Annotated in this window: 15 protein-coding genes and 1 pseudogene; 11 read left to right on the forward strand and 5 right to left on the reverse strand. The window is 68.7% G+C overall.

Features of this window, described 5'->3' with window-relative positions; genetic code table 11:
- Nucleotides 1-189 (forward strand): annotated as a pseudogene (purU, locus tag ACN0RJ_RS17360) (formyltetrahydrofolate deformylase); the annotation flags it as partial.
- A 124-nt stretch (nucleotides 190-313) separates the two neighbouring features.
- Here the strand turns inward: purU and ACN0RJ_RS17365 are convergent.
- From ACN0RJ_RS17365 to ACN0RJ_RS17385, 5 genes are all read right to left on the reverse strand, one after another.
- On the reverse strand, nucleotides 314-1,057 hold the full coding sequence (locus ACN0RJ_RS17365) for an HNH endonuclease (RefSeq protein WP_417725040.1): 744 nt from the start codon (nucleotides 1,055-1,057) through the stop codon (nucleotides 314-316).
- Nucleotides 1,058-1,166: 109 nt separating this feature from the next.
- The gene (locus ACN0RJ_RS17370) at nucleotides 1,167-2,849 is read right to left on the reverse strand and encodes a hydantoinase B/oxoprolinase family protein (protein WP_417725041.1); all 1,683 of its coding nucleotides are present in this window, start codon (nucleotides 2,847-2,849) and stop codon (nucleotides 1,167-1,169) included.
- Between the two features lie 85 nt (nucleotides 2,850-2,934).
- Nucleotides 2,935-4,992: a hydantoinase/oxoprolinase family protein gene (locus tag ACN0RJ_RS17375; protein WP_417725042.1), complete on the reverse strand. Its 2,058-nt coding sequence runs from the start codon at nucleotides 4,990-4,992 to the stop codon at nucleotides 2,935-2,937.
- Nucleotides 4,989-7,712: a molybdopterin-dependent oxidoreductase gene (locus ACN0RJ_RS17380; RefSeq protein WP_417725043.1), complete on the reverse strand. Its 2,724-nt coding sequence runs from the start codon at nucleotides 7,710-7,712 to the stop codon at nucleotides 4,989-4,991. The genes ACN0RJ_RS17375 and ACN0RJ_RS17380 overlap by 4 nt, the downstream gene beginning before the upstream one ends.
- Entirely contained in the window at nucleotides 7,702-8,535 is an 834-nt protein-coding gene (locus ACN0RJ_RS17385; RefSeq protein WP_417725099.1) for an FAD binding domain-containing protein, read from the reverse strand. The genes ACN0RJ_RS17380 and ACN0RJ_RS17385 overlap by 11 nt, the downstream gene beginning before the upstream one ends.
- Before the next feature lie 318 nt (nucleotides 8,536-8,853).
- Here ACN0RJ_RS17385 and ACN0RJ_RS17390 point away from each other — a divergent pair, with 318 nt between their 5' ends.
- The 10 genes from ACN0RJ_RS17390 (at nucleotide 8,854) to ACN0RJ_RS17435 (ending at nucleotide 18,741) form a co-directional block, all read left to right on the forward strand.
- Nucleotides 8,854-10,287 carry a 6-hydroxynicotinate reductase gene (locus ACN0RJ_RS17390; RefSeq protein WP_417725100.1) on the forward strand — a complete coding sequence of 478 codons (1,434 nt, stop codon included), beginning with the start codon at nucleotides 8,854-8,856 and terminating at the stop codon, nucleotides 10,285-10,287.
- On the forward strand, nucleotides 10,284-11,147 hold the full coding sequence (locus ACN0RJ_RS17395; RefSeq protein ID WP_417725044.1) for a UPF0280 family protein: 864 nt from the start codon (nucleotides 10,284-10,286) through the stop codon (nucleotides 11,145-11,147). The genes ACN0RJ_RS17390 and ACN0RJ_RS17395 overlap by 4 nt, the downstream gene beginning before the upstream one ends.
- A complete protein-coding gene (locus ACN0RJ_RS17400; protein WP_417721510.1) occupies nucleotides 11,140-11,724 on the forward strand; it encodes an amino acid synthesis family protein in 585 nt (194 codons plus the stop codon). Before ACN0RJ_RS17395 ends, ACN0RJ_RS17400 begins: the two co-directional genes overlap by 8 nt.
- On the forward strand, nucleotides 11,721-12,299 hold the full coding sequence (locus ACN0RJ_RS17405) for an amino acid synthesis family protein (RefSeq protein WP_417725045.1): 579 nt from the start codon (nucleotides 11,721-11,723) through the stop codon (nucleotides 12,297-12,299). The genes ACN0RJ_RS17400 and ACN0RJ_RS17405 overlap by 4 nt, the downstream gene beginning before the upstream one ends.
- Before the next feature lie 70 nt (nucleotides 12,300-12,369).
- The gene (locus ACN0RJ_RS17410) at nucleotides 12,370-13,440 is read left to right on the forward strand and encodes a Rieske 2Fe-2S domain-containing protein (RefSeq protein WP_417725046.1); all 1,071 of its coding nucleotides are present in this window, start codon (nucleotides 12,370-12,372) and stop codon (nucleotides 13,438-13,440) included.
- 67 nt (nucleotides 13,441-13,507) lie between these two features.
- Nucleotides 13,508-14,716: an ABC transporter substrate-binding protein gene (locus ACN0RJ_RS17415; RefSeq protein ID WP_417721507.1), complete on the forward strand. Its 1,209-nt coding sequence runs from the start codon at nucleotides 13,508-13,510 to the stop codon at nucleotides 14,714-14,716.
- Nucleotides 14,717-14,873: 157 nt separating this feature from the next.
- Nucleotides 14,874-16,727 carry an ABC transporter permease gene (locus ACN0RJ_RS17420; protein WP_417725047.1) on the forward strand — a complete coding sequence of 618 codons (1,854 nt, stop codon included), beginning with the start codon at nucleotides 14,874-14,876 and terminating at the stop codon, nucleotides 16,725-16,727.
- Nucleotides 16,724-17,494 carry an ABC transporter ATP-binding protein gene (locus ACN0RJ_RS17425; protein ID WP_417725048.1) on the forward strand — a complete coding sequence of 257 codons (771 nt, stop codon included), beginning with the start codon at nucleotides 16,724-16,726 and terminating at the stop codon, nucleotides 17,492-17,494. The genes ACN0RJ_RS17420 and ACN0RJ_RS17425 overlap by 4 nt, the downstream gene beginning before the upstream one ends.
- The gene (locus tag ACN0RJ_RS17430; RefSeq protein WP_417725049.1) at nucleotides 17,487-18,188 is read left to right on the forward strand and encodes an ABC transporter ATP-binding protein; all 702 of its coding nucleotides are present in this window, start codon (nucleotides 17,487-17,489) and stop codon (nucleotides 18,186-18,188) included. The genes ACN0RJ_RS17425 and ACN0RJ_RS17430 overlap by 8 nt, the downstream gene beginning before the upstream one ends.
- Before the next feature lie 106 nt (nucleotides 18,189-18,294).
- Nucleotides 18,295-18,741 (forward strand): MarR family winged helix-turn-helix transcriptional regulator, encoded by a 447-nt coding sequence (locus tag ACN0RJ_RS17435; RefSeq protein ID WP_417725050.1) that lies wholly within the window; start codon nucleotides 18,295-18,297, stop codon nucleotides 18,739-18,741.
- The last annotated feature ends 24 nt before the right edge of the window (nucleotides 18,742-18,765 follow it).

Here is an 18,765-nt window from a genome sequence, read left to right on the forward strand (position 1 = left end):
CAGGACACCGTCCGCGTGACGCATGCGCAATCGCCCGAGGACTACGTCTCGCTGGGCCGCGACGTCGAAGCGCAGGTCCTGGCCCGTGCCATCCACGCGCATATCCACCGGCGGGTGTTCCTCAACGGGAACAAAACGGTGGTCTTCCCGGCATCGCCCGGCAGCTATGCGAGCGAGCGGATGGGGTGAGGGACGTCCCCTCTGGAATTGCTCCGGCATGGCCGTCAGCCCTGAAGGCGCCACAAGGAGCAGCGCCCCGTATAAGGCAAGCGGCATGCGCCACTTGCTCGACAAATGAGTCGCCGGCACAAACTCAGTCCTGGCGATCCAACTCCGCTGCGCGCTCTTTGGCAGTCCGGAGAAGACGGCCAACCAGTTGGTCATCCGGCGAGACATGCAATCTCCGGTGACAGTTGGGACAGACACCCACGACGTTTTCACGGGTGTCCGGCCCGCTGTCGCGCAGGAATATGATGTGGTGGCAATCGAGAAACTGCATGGGGTCCAGATCCTGCGGCACCGGCTCGTCACAGACCACGCATTTGCCTTCTGCCGCGGCTTTCGCGTAAGACGCAACCTCTTCGCTTCTCTGATATGTGCGCCTGCGTTCCTCGATCACATCGGGGCACTCGCGACCAGCTATCTTGGCTTTCATTGATAGATCAAAAAGCAAAGATCTGGGTCTTGGGCCAGTGACTTCAGCCAAGACCGCTGAATCAAGGAACATCATCGGATCAAAGAATCGCTTGCAGCAGTTCCGTTGCACAGGTTCGTCATTGAAGCCATGCGCCCTCGCGAAGTCCAGCAAGTCGCCAATTTCCTCCGAACATATCTTGATGAACCCTTCTGCGGTGAAGGGAGAAGGTTTGTTTGATCTCGTCGGCGGACGAATGCTTTTGCATCGCGCCGAGTGGAAGATCATGTAACCGGGATCGGGCTTCTTCCTTGTCTGCAACACGAAGCCCTCGGGATGCTCTGCCATCCAAGCGAGGTAAGGCGCGTCTCCTTCACCGTTCTCGTTCCTGAATTCGCGGTAAATGTTGTCTCGTCCCGTCAAGTCAAACGCTCCCAGCAACACCCCTTCCGGGACAAGCTTCTATCAGGTCGGCTTTCCGTTCAAGCTTGCGCAAGGGACGCGCGCTCCTCAGCGAGGCGAGACCACACACTCACCCCTCGCCGAACAACCGCTCCGCCTCCTCCGCCGTGTAGCGGCCGAGCCGAACGTCCTCGGCCACCAGCGCCGGGTCGCGGTTTGCCGGGTTGCCGTAGCCGCCGCCGCCGGGTGTGCGGACGCGCACGCGATCTCCGGCGGTAAGGCTGATGTCCTGAGCCTTGGAGAGGTGCTCGGGGACGAAGGTCTCGCCGTTCCGCTTGACCTCGACCCGGTTCACGCCGCCGTCGCCGCCTCCGAGCGCGCCCTGCGGGCCGAAGCGGCCGTGATCCATGACGAAGCTCGCGCGCGCCGTGCCCTTGCGGATCTCGACCTCGTAGTCGAGCCCGAAGCCGCCGCGGTGTTCGCCCGCCCCACCCGAGCCCTCGTGCAGGGCGTAGCGGTGGTAGAGCACCGGGAACTGCTGCTCCATGATCTCGACCGGCGGCGCCTTGGAGATTCCGATGGTCGAGCAGCCGTTGGAGATGCCGTCGCCCCCCGCGTAGCCGCCGTAGCCGCCGCCCGAGATCTGGTACATGACGTAGGAGCGCCCCTCGTCCGGCACCTCGCCGCCCAAAGCAAAGTTGCCCGACGATCCGGCGGGCGCGGCGGTGACGCGGTCGGGCAGAGCCTCGACCAGCGCGGCAAAGACCGCCTCCGCGATGCGCTGGGAGACCTCGGCCGCGCAGCCCGACACCGGGCGCGGGTACTGCGCATCGAGGAAGGTCCCGGTCGGGCGCAGGATGGTCAGCGGCTCGAAGGCGCCGGCGCTGATCGGCACGTCGGGAAAGATGTGCCGCATGGCGAGGTAGACCGAGCTGTGCGTCGTCGCGAGGACCGAGTTCATCGGCCCGGCGCAGGGCGCCGAGGAGCCGGAGAAGTCGAAGGTCAGACCCGCGCCGTCGGCGGTGATCTTCAGCGCGATCTCGAGCGGTTCGTTCACCACCCCGTCGCTGTCGATGAAGGCCGAGGCGCGGTATTCCCCCGGCGGGATCAGCGCGACGTTGGCGCGCATCTGGGTGGCGGCGCGGTGACGCAGTTCGGCGATGGCCGCCTGCACGACGTCGTCTCCGTAGCGGTCCAGCAGGCGGAACAGGCGGCTCTGCCCGACATAGAGCGCGGCGGCCTGGGCCTTGACGTCGCCGATGCGCTGGTCGGCGACGCGGATGTTGGAGCAGATGATGGCGTAGATCTCGGGGTCCATCGCGCCCTTCTTGAAGAGCTTGACGGGCGGCAGGCGCAGCCCCTCCTGTTCGACCGCCGTGGCCGAGGCCGAGAAGCCGCCGGGCACCGCGCCCCCGGTATCGGGCCAATGGCCGGTGTTGCTGAGCCAGCAGAAGATTTCGCCATTGCGATACACCGGCATGGCAAAGCGCACGTCCATCAGGTGCGTGCCGCCGAGGTAGGGATCGTTGACGATGTAGATGTCGCCCTCTTCCGGGGGCAGGATGCGGCCCTGCCCGATCATCTCGATGATCTTGGCGGTGGAATACTGCATCACGCCGACGAAGACCGGCAGCCCCTGCGAGCCCTGCGCGATCAGCGCGCCGTCGGTGGCCGAATAGATGCCGTCGGAGCGGTCGTTGGCCTCGGCAATCACCGGGGAAAAGGCGGCGCGGGAAAAGGAGAGGTCCATCTCGTCGCAGACCTGCTGCAGGCCGGACTGGATGACGGTGAGGGTGATCGGGTCTATGGTCATCGCGATGCTCCGGCGGTGACGCGGGACGGCAGGCGGCGGGACCGCCTCCGGCGGGCGTATTTGCAACAAGAAGAAGGCGGGAGGGTCATGCCGGCCCCCCCACGGTCACGATGATGTTGCCGTCGGCGTCCTGGGTGGCGGTGTCGCCGGGGTCCAGCACCAGCGTGCAGTCCATCTGTTCGACGATGGCGGGACCGGAAATGGCGGCCGGGAGCGGCAGGTGATCGCGCCAGTAGACCGGCACGTCGGACCAGCCGTCGAACCAGACGCGGCGGGTGCCGGTCTGCGCCTCGGCCAGGGTGGCCTTGCGCCCGGCGGCGTCGATCAGGGCCGAGAGGTCGACCTCCGGGCGGCGGCCGATCACCGAGGTGTTGACGTTGACGAGGGCGGGCCGGATTTCGGGCAGGCTGACCTGGAAGCGGCGGAAATAGGCCTCTTCGAAGCGCTGGCGCAGGTCGTCGCGGGTGGGCGCCGGCCCCGGCAGCGGCACGCGCAGCAGGTGGGTCTGGCCGATGAACTGCATGTCCACCGAATGCAGCACCCGGGTCTCGGCGATGTCGACGCGCTCGCGGCCGATGGCGGCCTTGCCGTCGGCGATCTGGGTGGCGAAGGCGGCGTGCACCTCGTCCATGTCGCAGGCGTCGAGCGGGCGGTTCACCGTCTGCACGTAGTCGTGGCGCAGATCCGCGACGATGCAGCCGAGCGCGTTGGTGATGCCGGGGCGCGCGGGCACCAGCACGCGGGGCACGCCGAGTTCGCGGGCGATGGCGCAGGCGTGCAGCGGCCCGGCCCCGCCGAAGGCGAAGAGCGCGAAATCGCGCGGGTCCTCGCCCAGCGAGATCGACACCATGCGCACCGCGTCGGCCATCCTGGCATTGGCGATGCGCAGCACGGCCGAGGCCGCCTCTTCGGCGGAAAGGCCGAGCCGGTCCCCGAGCGTGTCGCGGAACGCGGCCTCGATCGTGGCGAGCGAGACGCCCCCCGCCCCGGTGTTGAGCCGATCGGGGTTCATCCGCCCCAACAGCATGTTGGCATCCGAGATCGTCGGCCGGGTGCCGCCCTTGCCGTAGCAGATCGGCCCCGGCGTGGCGCCCGCGCTGTCCGGTCCGACCTGGAGCAGCCCGGCCACGTCGACCCGCGCGATGGAGCCGCCGCCCGCCCCCACGGTGCGCACGTCGACCATGGGGACGTGGATCGGCATGGCATATTCGATCTCGATCTCGTGGGAGACGGCCGGATCGGCGCCGCGGATCATCGCCACGTCGGTCGAGGTGCCGCCCATGTCGTAGGTCAGCAGGTCCGGGATGCCCGCGCGCCGCCCCGTGTAGGCGGCGGCCATGACCCCGGAGGCCGGGCCGGACATCACGGTCTTGGCGGCCTCCTCGGCGACGATGCGGGCCGAGACCATGCCGCCGTTGCCGTTCATCACCAGCAGGTCGCGGGTGTAGCCGCGTTCGGCAAGCTTGTCGGCAAGCCGCTCGACGTAGCGGCGCAGAAGCGGCTGCACGCTGGCATTGACCGCCGCCGTCACGCCGCGTTCGAATTCGCGGCTTTCGGAGAGCAGCGCGTGGCCGAGGGTGATGTTGCCGTTGGGCCAGACCTCGCGCGCGATCTCTCCGGCGCGCAGTTCGTGGGCGGGGTTGGCATAGGCGTGCAGGAAATGGATCACCAGCGCCTCGCAACCCGCCTCGGCAAGCTGCGCCAGCGCCGCGCGCAGGGCGTCTTCGTCGAGCGGCAGGTGCTCGGACCCGTCGGCCAGCATCCGCTCGGGCACTTCGAGCCGCAGGTCGCGGGGGATCAGCGGGCGGAACTGCCCCTTCATGCCGTAGGCGCGGGGTCGGGTGCGGCGGCCGAGCTCGAGCACGTCGCGGAAGCCCGAGGTGGTGACGAGGCCGGTCTTGCAGAGCCTGCGTTCCAGCACCGCGTTGGTGGTGGTCGTGGTGCCGTGCACGATGAGGTCGAGCGCGGCGGCATCCACCCCGGCCGCGTCCAGCGCCGCCAGCACCCCGTGCGCCTGGTTGTCGAGCGTCGTCGGCACCTTGGCGAGTTTCACCGCGCCGGCGCGGCTGTCGTAGAAGACGAGGTCGGTAAAGGTGCCGCCCACGTCGATGCCGGCGAAACGGCCGGTGAGCTCCTGGGTCATTCGGTCCTCGACAGGATCGCGGCCCGCACCCGGTCGGGGGTGGCGGGCAGATGGTGGATGCGCACGCCCGAGGCATGGGCGATGGCGTTCAGGATCGCGGGCGCGGTGGGGATCAGGCAGTGTTCCCCCAGCCCCTTGGCGCCGTAGGGCCCGTGGGGATCGCCGCTTTCGATGATGAGGCTTTCGATCGGGGGCACGTCGCCGATGGTGGGGATCAGGTAGTCGTGCAGGTTCTCGGTGCGGCCGGGAAGGAATTCCTCCATCAGCGCCAGGCCGATGCCCTGCGCGATGCCGCCTTCGATCTGGCCTTCGACCAGCAGCGGGTTGATCGCCTTGCCGACGTCGTGGGCGGCGACGAAGCGCAGCAGCTTCACGGTGCCGAGATCCATGTCCACCTCGACCTCGCACATCTGCGCGGCGGTGCCGAAGATGGCATAGGGGCTGCCCTGCCCGTTCTCGTCGAGCGGCTTCGTCGGCGGGTCGTAGCTTTCGACGGCCTCGATGGCATAGCCTTCGCCGGACAGCGGGATGCGCCGTTCGATGCCCTTGTCGGTCAGAACGATCTCGCCCGCGCCGAGGGTGAGGGTCGCGCCGTCGCCGACATTGGCAAGGCGCAGGATCTTCGCGCGCAGCGCCTGGCCGCAGAGCCGCGCGGCATTGCCGGAGATGAAGGTCTGGCGGCTGGCCGAGGTCTTGCCCGCGTCGGGGGTCACGTCGGTGTCCGCGCCGACCAGCTCCACGGCGGAAACCGGCACCCCGAGGGCCTGCGCGAAGATCTGTGCGATCACGGTGTTGGACCCCTGCCCGATGTCCACCGCGCCCTGGTGCAGCTTCAGCACGCCGCCGGGCGTGATCCCGGCGCGGATGGTCGAGGGATTGGCCATGGCGGTGTTGCCGCAGCCGTACCAGCCCCCGGCCACGCCGACCCCGCGCTTGCGGGTGGTGGAGCGGGCGTTGAACGCGGCAGCCCCGGCCAGCGCCGCATCCCAATGCGGCGTCAGCGCGTCGAAACAGGCGTCGATGCCCATGCCGCTGTCGAACACCTGCCCGCAGACCGTGGCATCGCCGTTCCTCAGCACGTTGCGCCGGCGGAAGTCCAGCCGGTCCATCCCCAGCTTTTCGGCCAGCATGTCGAAGAGCTGCTCCTGCGCCACGGCGGATTGCGGCACGCCGAAGCCCCGGAAGGCCCCGGAGGGAGCGGTGTTGGTGTGGATGCCGGCGCTCTTCGCCTCGTAATCGGGCACCACGTAGGGGCCGGAGGCGTGGATCGGCACGCGCGTCGCCACGGTCGGGCCCCAGCTCGCATAGGCGCCGGTGTTGAACACGCCGTCAAAACGCATCGCGGTCAGCTTGCCGTCCGCATCCGCGCCGATCTCCATGCGGATCTGCGAGGGGTGGCGCTTGGTCGACGAGGCGATGCTCTCGGTGCGGCTGTAGGCGATGCGCACCGGCTGCCCCAGCAGCCAGGCCGCCAGCGCCACGTGCGGCTGGGCGTTGAGGTCGAGCTTGGAGCCGAAGCCCCCGCCCGTGGCCGTCGGCAGGATGCGCACCCGGTCGGGCGCGAGGCCGAGCAGCCCGGCAAGGCCGTCGCGGTTCATGTAGGGTGCCTGCGTGCAGCACTGCACCTCGATCCGGTCGCCGACGCGGCGGGCGCTGGCGGCTTCGGGCTCGATATAGGCGTGTTCGATGAACCCGGTGGAAAACGCGCCAGACACCACATGCGCCGCGCGGGCCAGTCCCGCCCCGGCATCGCCGCGCGCCACGCGGCCGCGGCTCATGACATTCCCGGCGCGGGTGTCGTGCAGCAGCGCGGCGCTGTCCGCCCCTTCGGGGGTGAGGACCGAGGGCATCTCGACCCAGTCGACCGGGAAGGCCGGCATGGCGTCCAACGCCTCGGCCGTGCCGATCACCGCCGCGACGGGTTCGCCGCGAAAGCGGGTTTCGGCCTCGGCATAGAGCGGCTGATCCTCGAACCCCGGAATGACGCCGTAACAGTTGCGGCCGGGCACGTCCGCCGCCGTGAGGATCAACGCAAGCCCGTTATCCGCGCGGAAGGCTTCGAGATCCCCGAACAGGAAGGTGGCGCGGTGATGCGGCGAGCGGATCACCCGGCACAGAAGCGCCTCGGACGGCGCGACATCATCGCCGAACCGCTCGGTGCCGCTGACCTTGGCCCAGCCGTCGAGGCGCGGGATCGGCGCCCCGACTCCGTCGCCCGTCCCCGCATCTTCGCCCGCCGCATCTTTGCCCGCCACGTCGAGCACGGCGGCGATGATCTTGCGATAGCCGGTGCAGCGGCAGAGCACGCCGCCCAGCGCGTCCGCGACCGAATCCTCGGTCAGCGCCGCGCCCGAGCGCAGCAGCGCCACGGCCGAGACCATCATCCCCGGCGTGCAGATCCCGCATTGCGCGGCCTGGTGGCGCTGAAAGGCATGCGCCAGCCTCTCCGCCGTGGCGTCGCGCGCCACCAGCCCGGCCTGGGTTTCCACCTCGCGGCCCTGCGCCTGTCCCGCCGCCGTCAGGCAGGCGCAGACCGGCGCGCCGTCGATCAGCACGGTGCAGGCGCCGCAATCTCCGGCGTTGCAGCCGACCTTCACGTCGCGCGCCCCCGCCGCCTCGCGCAGCACGTCGGAAAGGCGCGCGGTCGGAGAGGCAGGCACGGTCAGCGCGTCTCCGTTCAGGACAAAGCCGATGTCGCCGGCGGGCGCATCAAGCGACATGGGGCACCTCCATCGCGGTGAGAATGGCGCGGCTCAGCAGCGTCCGCGCGGCGTCGAGCCGGTAGCCGGCCGAGGCGCGCACGTCGTCGATCGGCGCAAGCTCGGGCAGGTCGGTCGCGGCGACGATGGCAGCCACCTCGGCGGCCGCGGCGCCCGTCAGCGCGGCTTCGAGGCCGGGCAGACGGCGCGCGACCGCAGAGCAGGCCCCGACCGCCAGCGCCGCGCGGCGGATGCGGCCCGCCTCGGCCTCGACCACCACGGCGACCATGGCGATGGAAATGACGAGGTAGCGCCGCGCCCCGAGCTTCAGGAACACGCCGCGCCCCGGCCCGTCCGGCACATGCAGCGCGACCACGATTTCGGCCGGTTCCAGCGCGGTACGCCGCACGCCGGTGACGAACTCGGCCAGCGGCAGCACCCGCCGCCCCACCGGCCCGTGGAGCACCACCTCGGCACCCAGCGCCAGGAGAGGCGGCAGCCCGTCCGCCGCCGGAGAGGCGTTGCAGAGGTTCCCCGCCACGGTCCCGGCATTCTGGATCTGCACCGATCCGACCTCGCGCGCGGCGGCCTTGAGACCGTCGAACAACGGCGGCAGTTCCGCCCGCACGATGTCGGTCCAGGTCGTCGCCGCGCCGATCTGCCAGCCGTCGCCGATCCGGGCGATGCCGCGCAGGCCGGGAATGGCGGTCACATCCACCATGTCGCCCCGCGCCGGTGCGTCGCGCAGGGCCGGAAACACGTCCGTCCCCCCTGCGAGCACCGTCGCACCTCGTTCCAGAAGCGCCAGGGCGTCTTCCAGCGATTCGGGGCGATGCAGCGACATGGCGATCTCCGGCTTGTGTCTTTTCATTCGTATGCAAACGAAGTTGCGTCAAGCCTAGGAGCGGGAAAAGACCTCTGTCAATGCGCTTGATAGCACGGTTCGGGCGGAATCGCGGAAATGATGAAAAACGCGGCCCCCGACGGCCCCCGACCGCTCCGACACACGTGAATCCTTGACAGGAACGCGACTCACATGCGTTCGTATACAAACGAATTGTCCCAACAAGCGGGAGCCAGCGGCGTGACGGCGAGCGAAACCACCACGAGGCGAGATCCGGCAGAGCGGCCGGAAAAGATCCGCTGCGATGCCTGCCCCGTGATGTGCTACATCGCCGAGGGCCGTGCCGGGGCCTGCGACCGCTACGCCAACGAGGGCGGAGAGCTGGTCCGCCTCGATCCGCTCACCATTCTGGAAAACCGCGAGGATGTGCCGGTCGTGCCCTTCCTCGACCGCGAATGGGACGGCGACCTGGTTTCGGGGGAAGAGACCTTCATCACCGCGGTCGGATCGGGCACCACCTATCCCGATTACAAGCCCGCCCCCTTCATCGTCGCCAGCAAGGCGCGCGATGCCGACATGATCACCGTGGTGACCGAGGGGATCTTTTCCTACTGCGGCGCCAAGGTGAAGATCGACACCGACCGCCATCTCGGCACCGAACGCGCCGAAATCCGCGCCGAGGGCGAAGTGGTCGGCCATGTCACCACATCGGAATACGGCTCGCAGATGCTGTCGCTGGGCGGGGTCCACCACCTCACCGGCGGCTCCAAGAAGGAGGGCCGCGTCACCTGCGCCACCCTGCTGGCGCTCTGCAACGGCGAACGGGTCGCGCTGACCATCGACGGCGGCGCGGACCTCGAGATCGCCGCCGGTCAGGCGCCCGTGGTGAACGGGCAGCGCGAGGAGCGGATGCGCGTCGGCTGCGGATCGGCCACCGTGGGCATGTTCGCGGCCCAGTGGCAGGGGCTGGTCGACGAGGTGGTGGTGGTCGACGACCACATCACCGGCGTCATGTCAGAACACCAGGCGGGCAAGGTCATCGGCTGGCCGCAGACCGGCATCCGCATCAAGGGCCGCCGCTCGACCCCCGGGCGCTACTTCCAGGTCGCCGAGCCGGGCACCGGCTGGGGCGGCACGAACCTGTCGGACCCGCTGACGATCCTCGACACGTGGAAGCCCGGCCAGGCCCGCCCCGGCCTGTCGCTGCTGATGGTGTCGACCACCGGCGAACACGCCGCCTACTACGAGCTGTCCGAGGATCTGGTCCCCGTGCGGCAGGAGATGCCCGAGCGTCTTCTTCCCTCCGTCCGCCGCATCGAAGAGAACTGCGAACCCTCCCTCGCATCGGTCCTCTTCATGGCGGGTGCGGGGGGCTCCCTGCGCTCGGGCGTCACCGAAAACCCGGTGTCGCTGACCCGCTCGGTGCAATCCCGCCTGACCCGCGTCACCTGCGGCGGCGCGCCGGTGATGATGTGGCCCGGCGGCGGTATCACCTTCATGGCGGACGTGACGCAGATGCCCCGGAACGCCTTCGGCTACGTGCCCACCCCCGCCCTCGTCGCGCCGATCGAATTCACCATGGCGGCGGCGGATTACGCGGCGCTCGGCGGTCACATGGACTATGTCATGCCTCTCGAGGACGCGCTGAAGGGCCTCACCGGGCGGCAGAGCGATCACCGCCTGTCCGGCCGCCGCTCCGAGAACCGCAAGAAGGGTGCGCCCTGGCCGGTGAACCGGGAGCGCCCGGAATGAGCTTTCGCGAAGGCCCCGTCGTACAGGAAGACCGCGACGGCCGGTTGCGGATGCTGCACGGCCCCATCGACCTGATCGTGACCGCCGAGGGCGAGGCGCAGGCGGTCCGCCGCGCCCTGCGCCGCGCGCACGAGGCCTTCGAGCCGGTCCTGCACGATCTCTGCGCCGAGCTTGCCCGCCTGCGCCGCGCCACCGGCCCTGCGCCGGACGGGGCTGTGGCCCGGCGGATGCACGGCGCCACCGCCCCCTTTGCCCCGCTCTTCGTGACGCCGATGGCCTCCGTCGCGGGCTCCGTCGCCGATCACGTTCTGGCGGCAATGCTGACGCCGGGCCACGATCTTGCGCGGGCCCATGTCAACAACGGCGGGGATATCGCGCTCTGGACCCGCGGCACGCCGCTGAAACTGGCGATCTGCGAAGACCCGGTGACCCGCGCGCCCGGCGCCCGCGTGGCCATCGGGCCCGACGACGGCATCGGCGGGGTCGCGACCTCGGGCTGGCGCGGGCGCTCGCACTCGCTGGGCATCGCGGATGCGGTCACGGTCCTGGCCGGGAACGCGGCGCAGGCGGATGCGGCGGCGACGCTCATCGCCAATGCGGTCGACCTGCCCGGTCATCCGGCGATCCGGCGCGCCCCCGCCCGCGACCTGGCCCCCGACAGCGACCTCGGCGACCGGCCGGTGACCACCGGCGTCGGACCGCTTTCCGCGGCAGAGGTTGCCGAGGCGCTCGACCGCGGCCTGACGGCAGCGCGGGAGTTCGCGGACCGCGGGCTGATCCGCGCCGCCTGCCTTGCACTTGCGGGCCAGCGGCGCATGATCGGAGAGACCGTCACGAGGGAGGAGTTGACCCATGCCTGAGATCAGGATCCGCAAGACCGCCGTTCTGGTGGAAACCATCTACCACGAGGGCGGCCCCGTCCCGGACGAGCCGCAACGCCGCGCGGCGGCGATGGTGGTGATCGAGAATCCCTTTGCCGGCCGCTATGTCGAGGACATCCAGGGCTTCATGAAGGATCTCGAACCGCTCGGCATCGAGATGGCCCAGCAGGCGATCGACGCGCTCGGCGGCGATCCCGCCATCGTCCAGGGCTACGGCAAGGGCGCCATCGTCGGCGTCAACGGAGAGCTGGAGCACGGCGCGCTCTGGCATGTGCCCGGCGGCTACGCCATGCGCAACAAGATCGCCGAAAGCATGGCCATCGTGCCCTCGACCAAGAAGGTCGGCGCGGTCGGCGCGCGGCTCGACGTGCCCGTGACCCACACCAACGCCTGCTACGTGCGGTCGCATTTCGACGCGATGGAGGTGGGGATTTCCGACGCGCCGAAGCCGGACGAACTGCTTCTGGTGCTGGTCATGACCACCGGCCCGCGCATCCATGCCCGCGTCGGCGGCCTCAGGGCCGAGGACGTCAAGGGCGAGGACGGCTTGCGGTGAAGCTGCGCAAGATCATCACGCTGGTCGAAGAGACCCGCCGCGAGATGGGCCGCGACGTGGCGCCCGCCTCGCGCCGGGCTCTCGCCGCGGCGGTGATCGTCAATCCCCACGCGGGGCACTATGCCGACGACCTGTCGGACCTGATCACCACCGGCGCGACCCTCGGCGATCTGTTGGGCCGCGAGGCGCTGGCCGCGCTGGGTGGCAACCCCGCCGCGGTCGAGGGCTACGGCAAGGCCGCGCTTGTCGGCGATGCCGGGGAACTCGAACACGGTGCCGCCCTGCTCCACCCCGGGCTCGGGGCGCCGCTGCGCGCGGTGCTGGGGGGCGGGGCCGCGCTGGTGCCCTCGTCCAAGGCGATGGGCGGCCCCGGCACGGTGATCGACGTGCCGCTCGGCCACAAGGACGCGGCCTATGTGCGCTCGCATTTCGACGGCATGCGGGTGCAGATTCCCGATGCCCCCCGCGCGGGCGAGATCGTGGTGGCGGTCGCGCTGCAATGCACCGGGCGCCCCCTGCCCCGCGTCGGCGGTCTGCGGCACGAAGATGTCGTCGGAGAGGACGGTCTGCGATGATGGCGCCCCGTCCCCGCAGGCCCGTCGCGCCGGTCCCGATCCTTTCGGCAACCTTGCAAGGAGTTGAATCATGACGACGTTCGTAAGAAACGCCTGGTATGTCGCCGGCTGGTCGACGGAAATCGACGACGCGCTGCGCCGGTTCACCATCCTCGGCGACAATGTCGTGATGTTCCGGAAATCCGACGGCACGGTCGCCGCGCTGGAAGACCGCTGCCCGCACCGGCTGCTGCCCCTCTCCAAGGGCAAGCGCATCGGGGATACCGTGCAATGCGGCTACCACGGGCTGACCTTCGACTGCTCGGGCAAATGCGTGCGGGTGCCGGGCCAGACCAACCTGCCCGCCTCGGCCTATGTCGAGGCCTACCCCATCGTCGAACGGCACGGCATCGTGTGGATCTGGATGGGCGACGCTTCCAGGGCCGACCCGGCAACGGTCTTCGACATGCCGGAATTCGGCGACCCGAACTGGGCCATGCATCACGGCGACGCGCTGCACCTCAAGTCGAACTACCTCAACGTGGCGGAAAACCTCGTCGATCCGGCGCATGTGAGCTTTGTCCACCCGACCACGCTCGGCAATGCGGCGTCGGAAAACGTGCCGGTCCACGTGAAGACCGAAGGCGATTGCATCGTCGCCTGGCGCTGGATCCGCGACGGCGAGCCCATCGGCTTCTTCAAGGCCTTCGGCGGCTTCACCGGCAACGTGGACCGCTGGCATTACTACTACCTCTACACCCCCTGCACCGCGGTGATCGACTTCGGCTCCATCGAGACCGAGAAGCAGTGCCGCGAGGAGGATCGCAACGACGGCGTGCGCATCTTTGCCCTGCATTTCATGACGCCGGTCACCGAAACCCACACCATCGACCGCTGGATGCACATCCGCAACACCGCGCAGGATGACCCGGAGGCCGCCGAGCGCATGGATGCGATGTTCCGCAAGGCCTTTGCCGAGGACAAGGAGATCCTCGAAGCGGTGCAGGAAGAAGAGCTGCGCCCCGCCAAGCGCCGCCCGATCCGCATCGCCATCGACAAGGGACCGCTTGTCTATCGCAAGCGGATCAACGACCTTCTGGAACTGGAGAGGACCGAAGACCTCGCGGCCGACCCGTCGCCCGCGTTCGTGTATCACGACTAACCGGCACAAGACCGGACCATCCCTGCCCCCCATGCGGCGGGCAGATCCAACAGGAGAGTGAGACGACATGAATCTGCTGAGACGCACCCTGCTTGCCACCGCCGCGGCGCTGGCCCTGGCGCCCGCCGCCGCCCTCGCACAGGACACGATCAAGGTCGGCGAGATCAACCATTACAAGCGCATGGCCGCCTTTGCCGAGCCCTACAAGAAGGGCATCGACCTGGCGCTGAGCCAGATCAACGACGCGGGCGGCGTGCTCGGCAAGCCGCTGGAATTCGTCTATCGCGACGATCAGGGCGACCCCGCCGAGGCGGTGAAGATCGCCGAGGAACTGATGACCCGCGACGGCACCGTGATGCTGACCGGCACCATCCTGAGCCACGTCGGCCTTGCGCTGTCCTCCTTCGCGGCCGAGAAGAAATACCTCTACCTCGCCTCCGAACCGCTGGCCGACAGCCTGGTCTGGGGCTCGGGCAACCCCTACACCTTCCGCCTGCGCGCCTCGACCTGGGTTCAGGCGGCGATGCTGGCCGAGGAGGCCGCCAAGTCCGACGCGGTGAAATACGCCACCATCGCGCCGAACTATGCCTACGGGCAGGATGCCGTCGCGGCCTTCAAGGAAAACCTCAAGCGCCTGAAGCCCGAGGTGGAATTCGTCGCCGAACAGTGGCCCGCCCTGTTCAACATCGACGCCGGCGCCGAGGTGCAGGCGCTGGAACGCTCCAAGCCCGACGCGATCTACAACGTGACCTTCGGAACCGACCTTGCCAAGTTCGTGCGCGAAGGCGGCGACCGCGGCCTGTTCGACGGCCGCCCGGTCTACGGCCTGCTGACCGGCGAACCGGAATACCTCGATCCGCTGGGCGACGAGGCCCCCGAGGGCTGGTTCGTCACCGGCTTCCCCTGGTACGGGTTCGAGGACGGCACCCCCGGCAAGACCTTTGTCGATGCCTACATGGACGCCACCGGGGAGACGCCCAAGATCGGCTCGCTCGTCGGCTACATGACCGCGCAGAGCATCGCCGCCGCGATCAACAAGGCCGGTGCCACCGACACCGAATCGCTGCGCGCCGCCTTCGAGGATCTGAAGGTCGAGGGCACGCCGATCGGCGAACTGACCTACCGCGCCATCGACAACCAGTCGACACTCGGCGCCTGGGTCGGCACCACGGCGCTCGACGACGGTAAGGGCGTCATGGTCGACTGGGAGTACAAGGACCCGGCACCCTACATGCCCACCGACGAGGAAATCAAGGCGATGCGCCCGGCCGAATGAGGCCCGCAGGGCGCGGCGGCACCGGTCGCCGCGCCCCCGTCTTCCCTTGTTCCGCACGCAACTCACGGGGCGACCCGCGTGACCGCCGGGAGGGCCCTGCCCGTCCGACGCGCCGCACGCGCACCCCGCACCACGCCACCAAGGATCCCTGACCGACATGGCCTTTTTCTTCGCCCAGTTCCTCACGGGACTTGCCAATGCCGCTGCCCTGTTCCTCGTGGCGTCCGGCCTGTCGCTGATCTTCGGCGTCACCCGGATCGTGAATTTCGCCCACGGCTCGTTCTACATGCTCGGCGCCTTCATCGGCATCACGCTGATGCAGGTGCTGCCCGGGGCCGTCGGCTTCTGGGGCGCCATCGTGCTGACCGGCCTTGCGGTCGGGCTGATCGGCGCCATCGTGGAAATCGTCGTGCTGCGCCCGATCTACCGCGCACCCGAACTGTTCCAGCTGGTCGCCACCTTCGGCGTGATCCTGGTCATCCAGGATCTCGCGCTTATGATCTGGGGGGCCGAGGATCAGCTCGGACCGCGCGCGCCCGGCCTGCGCGGCGTCTGGCGCATCTTCGGCGAACCCGTGCCCAAGTACGACATCGTGCTCATCGCCATCACGCCCTTCATCCTGTTCGCGCTGTGGTATCTCATCACCCGCACCCGGCTCGGAATCCTCGTGCGCGCCGCGACGCAGGACCGCGAGATGGTCGGCGCGCTCGGCGTCAATCAGGCCTGGCTGTTCACCGGGGTCTTCGCGCTCGGCTCGGCGCTGGCGGGCTGGGGCGGCGCGCTGCAACTGCCCAAGGGCGGGGCGGATCTGCTGATGGATTTCAACATCATCGGCGCCGTGTTCGTCGTCGTGGTGATCGGCGGCATGGGATCGCTGCCCGGCGCCTTCATCGCGGCGGTGCTGATCTCGGTGCTGAACGTCTTCGGCGTCACCTACCTGCCGCAGTCCACGCTGGTGCTGATGTTCGTCGTCATGGCCATCGTGCTGATCGTGCGCCCCTACGGCCTGCTGGGCCGCGAGGAGGTGGCGGGCGAACACGGTCAGGTCGGCGCACCGGAAACGCCGATCCGGCCCTATCCGCCGATCGGTCAGGCGCTGGTCGCGGCGCTGCTGGTCCTGCTGGTGCTGCTGCCGTTCCTTGCCGACCGCTTCGTGCTGATCCTGCTGATCGACATGATCGTCTTTGCCCTCTTCGCCGCCTCGCTGCACTTCATCCTCGGGACCGGCGGCCTCGTCAGCTTCGGACATGCCGCGTTCTTCGGCGGCGGGGCCTATGCCGCCGCGCTGCTGGTCTATCACACCGGCACCCCGATGGAGCTGGCGTTCCTCTTTGCCCCCCTCGCCGCCGGGCTGCTGGCGCTGGGGATCGGCTGGTTCTGCATCCGCCTCACCGGAGTCTATTTCGCCATGCTGACGCTGGCCTTTTCCCAGCTTGTCTGGTCGCTGGCCTTTCAGTGGCGGGCGGTCACGCGGGGCGATGACGGGCTGGTCAACATCTGGCCCGCCGACTGGCTGAACGGCACGACGCCCTATTACTACTTCACCCTCGCGCTCGGGGTCGGCGGCATCCTGTTCCTGCGCCACGTCATCCATTCGCCCTTCGGCTACGCCCTGCGCGCGGGCCGCGACAGCCCGCGCCAGGCCGAGGCCACCGGCATCGACGTCAAGCGCGTGCAATATGTCGCCTTCGCCCTCGCCGGCGTCATGGCGGGTCTCGCGGGCGGAATCTTCGTCTTCTCCAAGGGCTCGGTCTTTCCCACAGTGCTCGAAATCGGGGAAAGCTTCGACGCGCTGATCGTGGTCTTCCTCGGCGGGGTGAAAACCCTCGCGGGCGGGGTCGTCGGCGCTGGCTTCATGACCGTGGTCGAAGACTGGCTGACCCGGCTCGAATACTGGCGCCTGCTGCTCGGCCTCGTCATCATCGCGGTGGTCATCATCGCGCCCGAAGGCATCGTCGGCTCGCTCCGCAGCTTCTGGAACCGCATCCGCCAAAAGGAGGAAGAGGCATGACCGAGATCCTCCGCGTCGAGAACCTCCGGAAAAGCTACGACGGTTTCCTTGCCGTCAACGGCGTGTCGTTCAGCGTCCGTCAGGGCGAACTCAAGGCGCTGATCGGGCCCAACGGGGCGGGCAAGTCCACCTGTTTCAACATGCTCATGGGGCAGTTGAAGCCGACCGCCGGGGAGGTGTTTCTCGACGGCAAGCGCATCACCGGCCTGAAACCGCGCGAGAGCTGGCGGCGCGGCGTCGGGCGGACCTTCCAGATCACCGGGACCTATCAGTCCATGACGGTGATCGAGAACGTCCAGATGGCGCTGATGAGCCACCATCGCCGGACCTTCTCCATGCTGCCCCGCGCCTGGAAGCTCTACCGCGAGGAGGCGTTCGAATTCCTCGACACCGTGTCGATGAAGGATCAGGCCGACCGGCCCTGCTCGATCCTGGCCTACGGCGACCTCAAGCGGCTGGAACTGGCCATCGCGCTCTGCCACCGGCCGCGCCTGCTGCTGATGGACGAACCCACGGCGGGCATGGCCCCCACCGCGCGGGTCGAACTGATGCAGCTCGTCGCCGACATCGTGCGCGATCAGGGGGTGTCCGTGCTGTTCACCGAGCACGACATGGACGTGGTCTTTGCCCATTCGCATCACATCATGGTGCTGAACCGGGGAGAGCTGATCGCGGACGGCAACGCCGAGCAGGTGCGCAACAACCCGCAGGTGCAGGAAGTCTACCTGGGCGGCGGCACGCTCTTCAAGGAGGCCAGCCATGCTTGAGGTCGCCAACGTCCATTCCTACTACGGCAAGGCGCATATCCTGTCGGACCTGTCCTTCGGCGTCGCGCGGGGCGAGGTCGTCGCGCTGCTCGGGCGCAACGGCGCGGGCAAATCCACCACGATGAAGACGGTGATGCAGCTTGTCCGCCCGCGCAGCGGTTCGGTGGTCTTCGAAGGCAGCGACCTCGTCGGCCAGCCGGCCTTTCGGGTCGCCAAATCCGGAATCGGCTACGTGCCCGAAGACAGGCGCATCTTTACCGATCTCACGGTGCTCGAGAACCTCGAGGTCGGCCGCCAGCCCCGGCGCGAGGGCGCGCCGCACTGGACGCAGGAACAGCTGTTCGAGATCTTCCCCAACCTGTCCGAGCGGCGCGCGAACCGGGGCAAGCACATGTCGGGCGGCGAACAGCAGATGCTGACCATCGCGCGGACCCTGATGGGCAACCCCACCCTGCTGTTGCTGGACGAGCCCTCCGAAGGCATCGCCCCGGTGATCGTCGAGCAGATGGCGCAGACCATCCTCACCCTGAAGGCCGAGGGGCTGACGGTGATGATCTCGGAACAGAACCTGCATTTCGCCCGCGCCGTGGCGGACCGGGCGATCATCATCGAGGGCGGCGAGAAGAAGTTCGACGGCACCTTCGCGGAGCTGGAGGCGCATCCCGAAATCCGCGATGCCTATCTCTCGGTCTGAGCGCGGTTGAATCGGGGGGGCGGCGCACCGAAATGGTGGCGCGGGGGATTGTGCCGCGCCGCCGGAGCGCCTAATCAACCAAGGATTGTTTGAAGGAGAGTTTGATTTGAGCCGCGACAGAAAGGCCAAGACCAGCGCCGAGCATGGCTACCTGCTGGACGACCAGATCGGATTTCTCCTGCGCAAGGCGTACCAGCGCAATTCCACCATCTTCATGGACCTGGTGCCGGGCAAGCTCACAAGCACGCAGTTCTCGGTGATGCACCGTCTGGCCGAAGACGGCCCGATGTCGCAGAACCAGCTCGGGCGGACCGTGGCGATGGACGGCGCGACCACCAAGGGCGTGGTCGACCGGCTGATCGGTCGCGGACTGCTGCGCACCACCCCCGACCCGGACGACCGCCGCCGCCATCAGGTGTCGCTCACCGTGGACGGCGTGGCGCTGATCGACGAGGCGGTCGGGGCCGCCGCCCGCGTCACCGCCGAAACCCTCGCCCCGCTGCGCGATCGCGAACGGGAAACCCTGCTGCGGCTGCTGAAAAAGATCGTCTGACGGCGGGCGGGGCGCCGCGGCGCC

It is taken from the genome of Salipiger sp., assembly GCF_048261495.1.
Taxonomy (GTDB): domain Bacteria; phylum Pseudomonadota; class Alphaproteobacteria; order Rhodobacterales; family Rhodobacteraceae; genus Salipiger.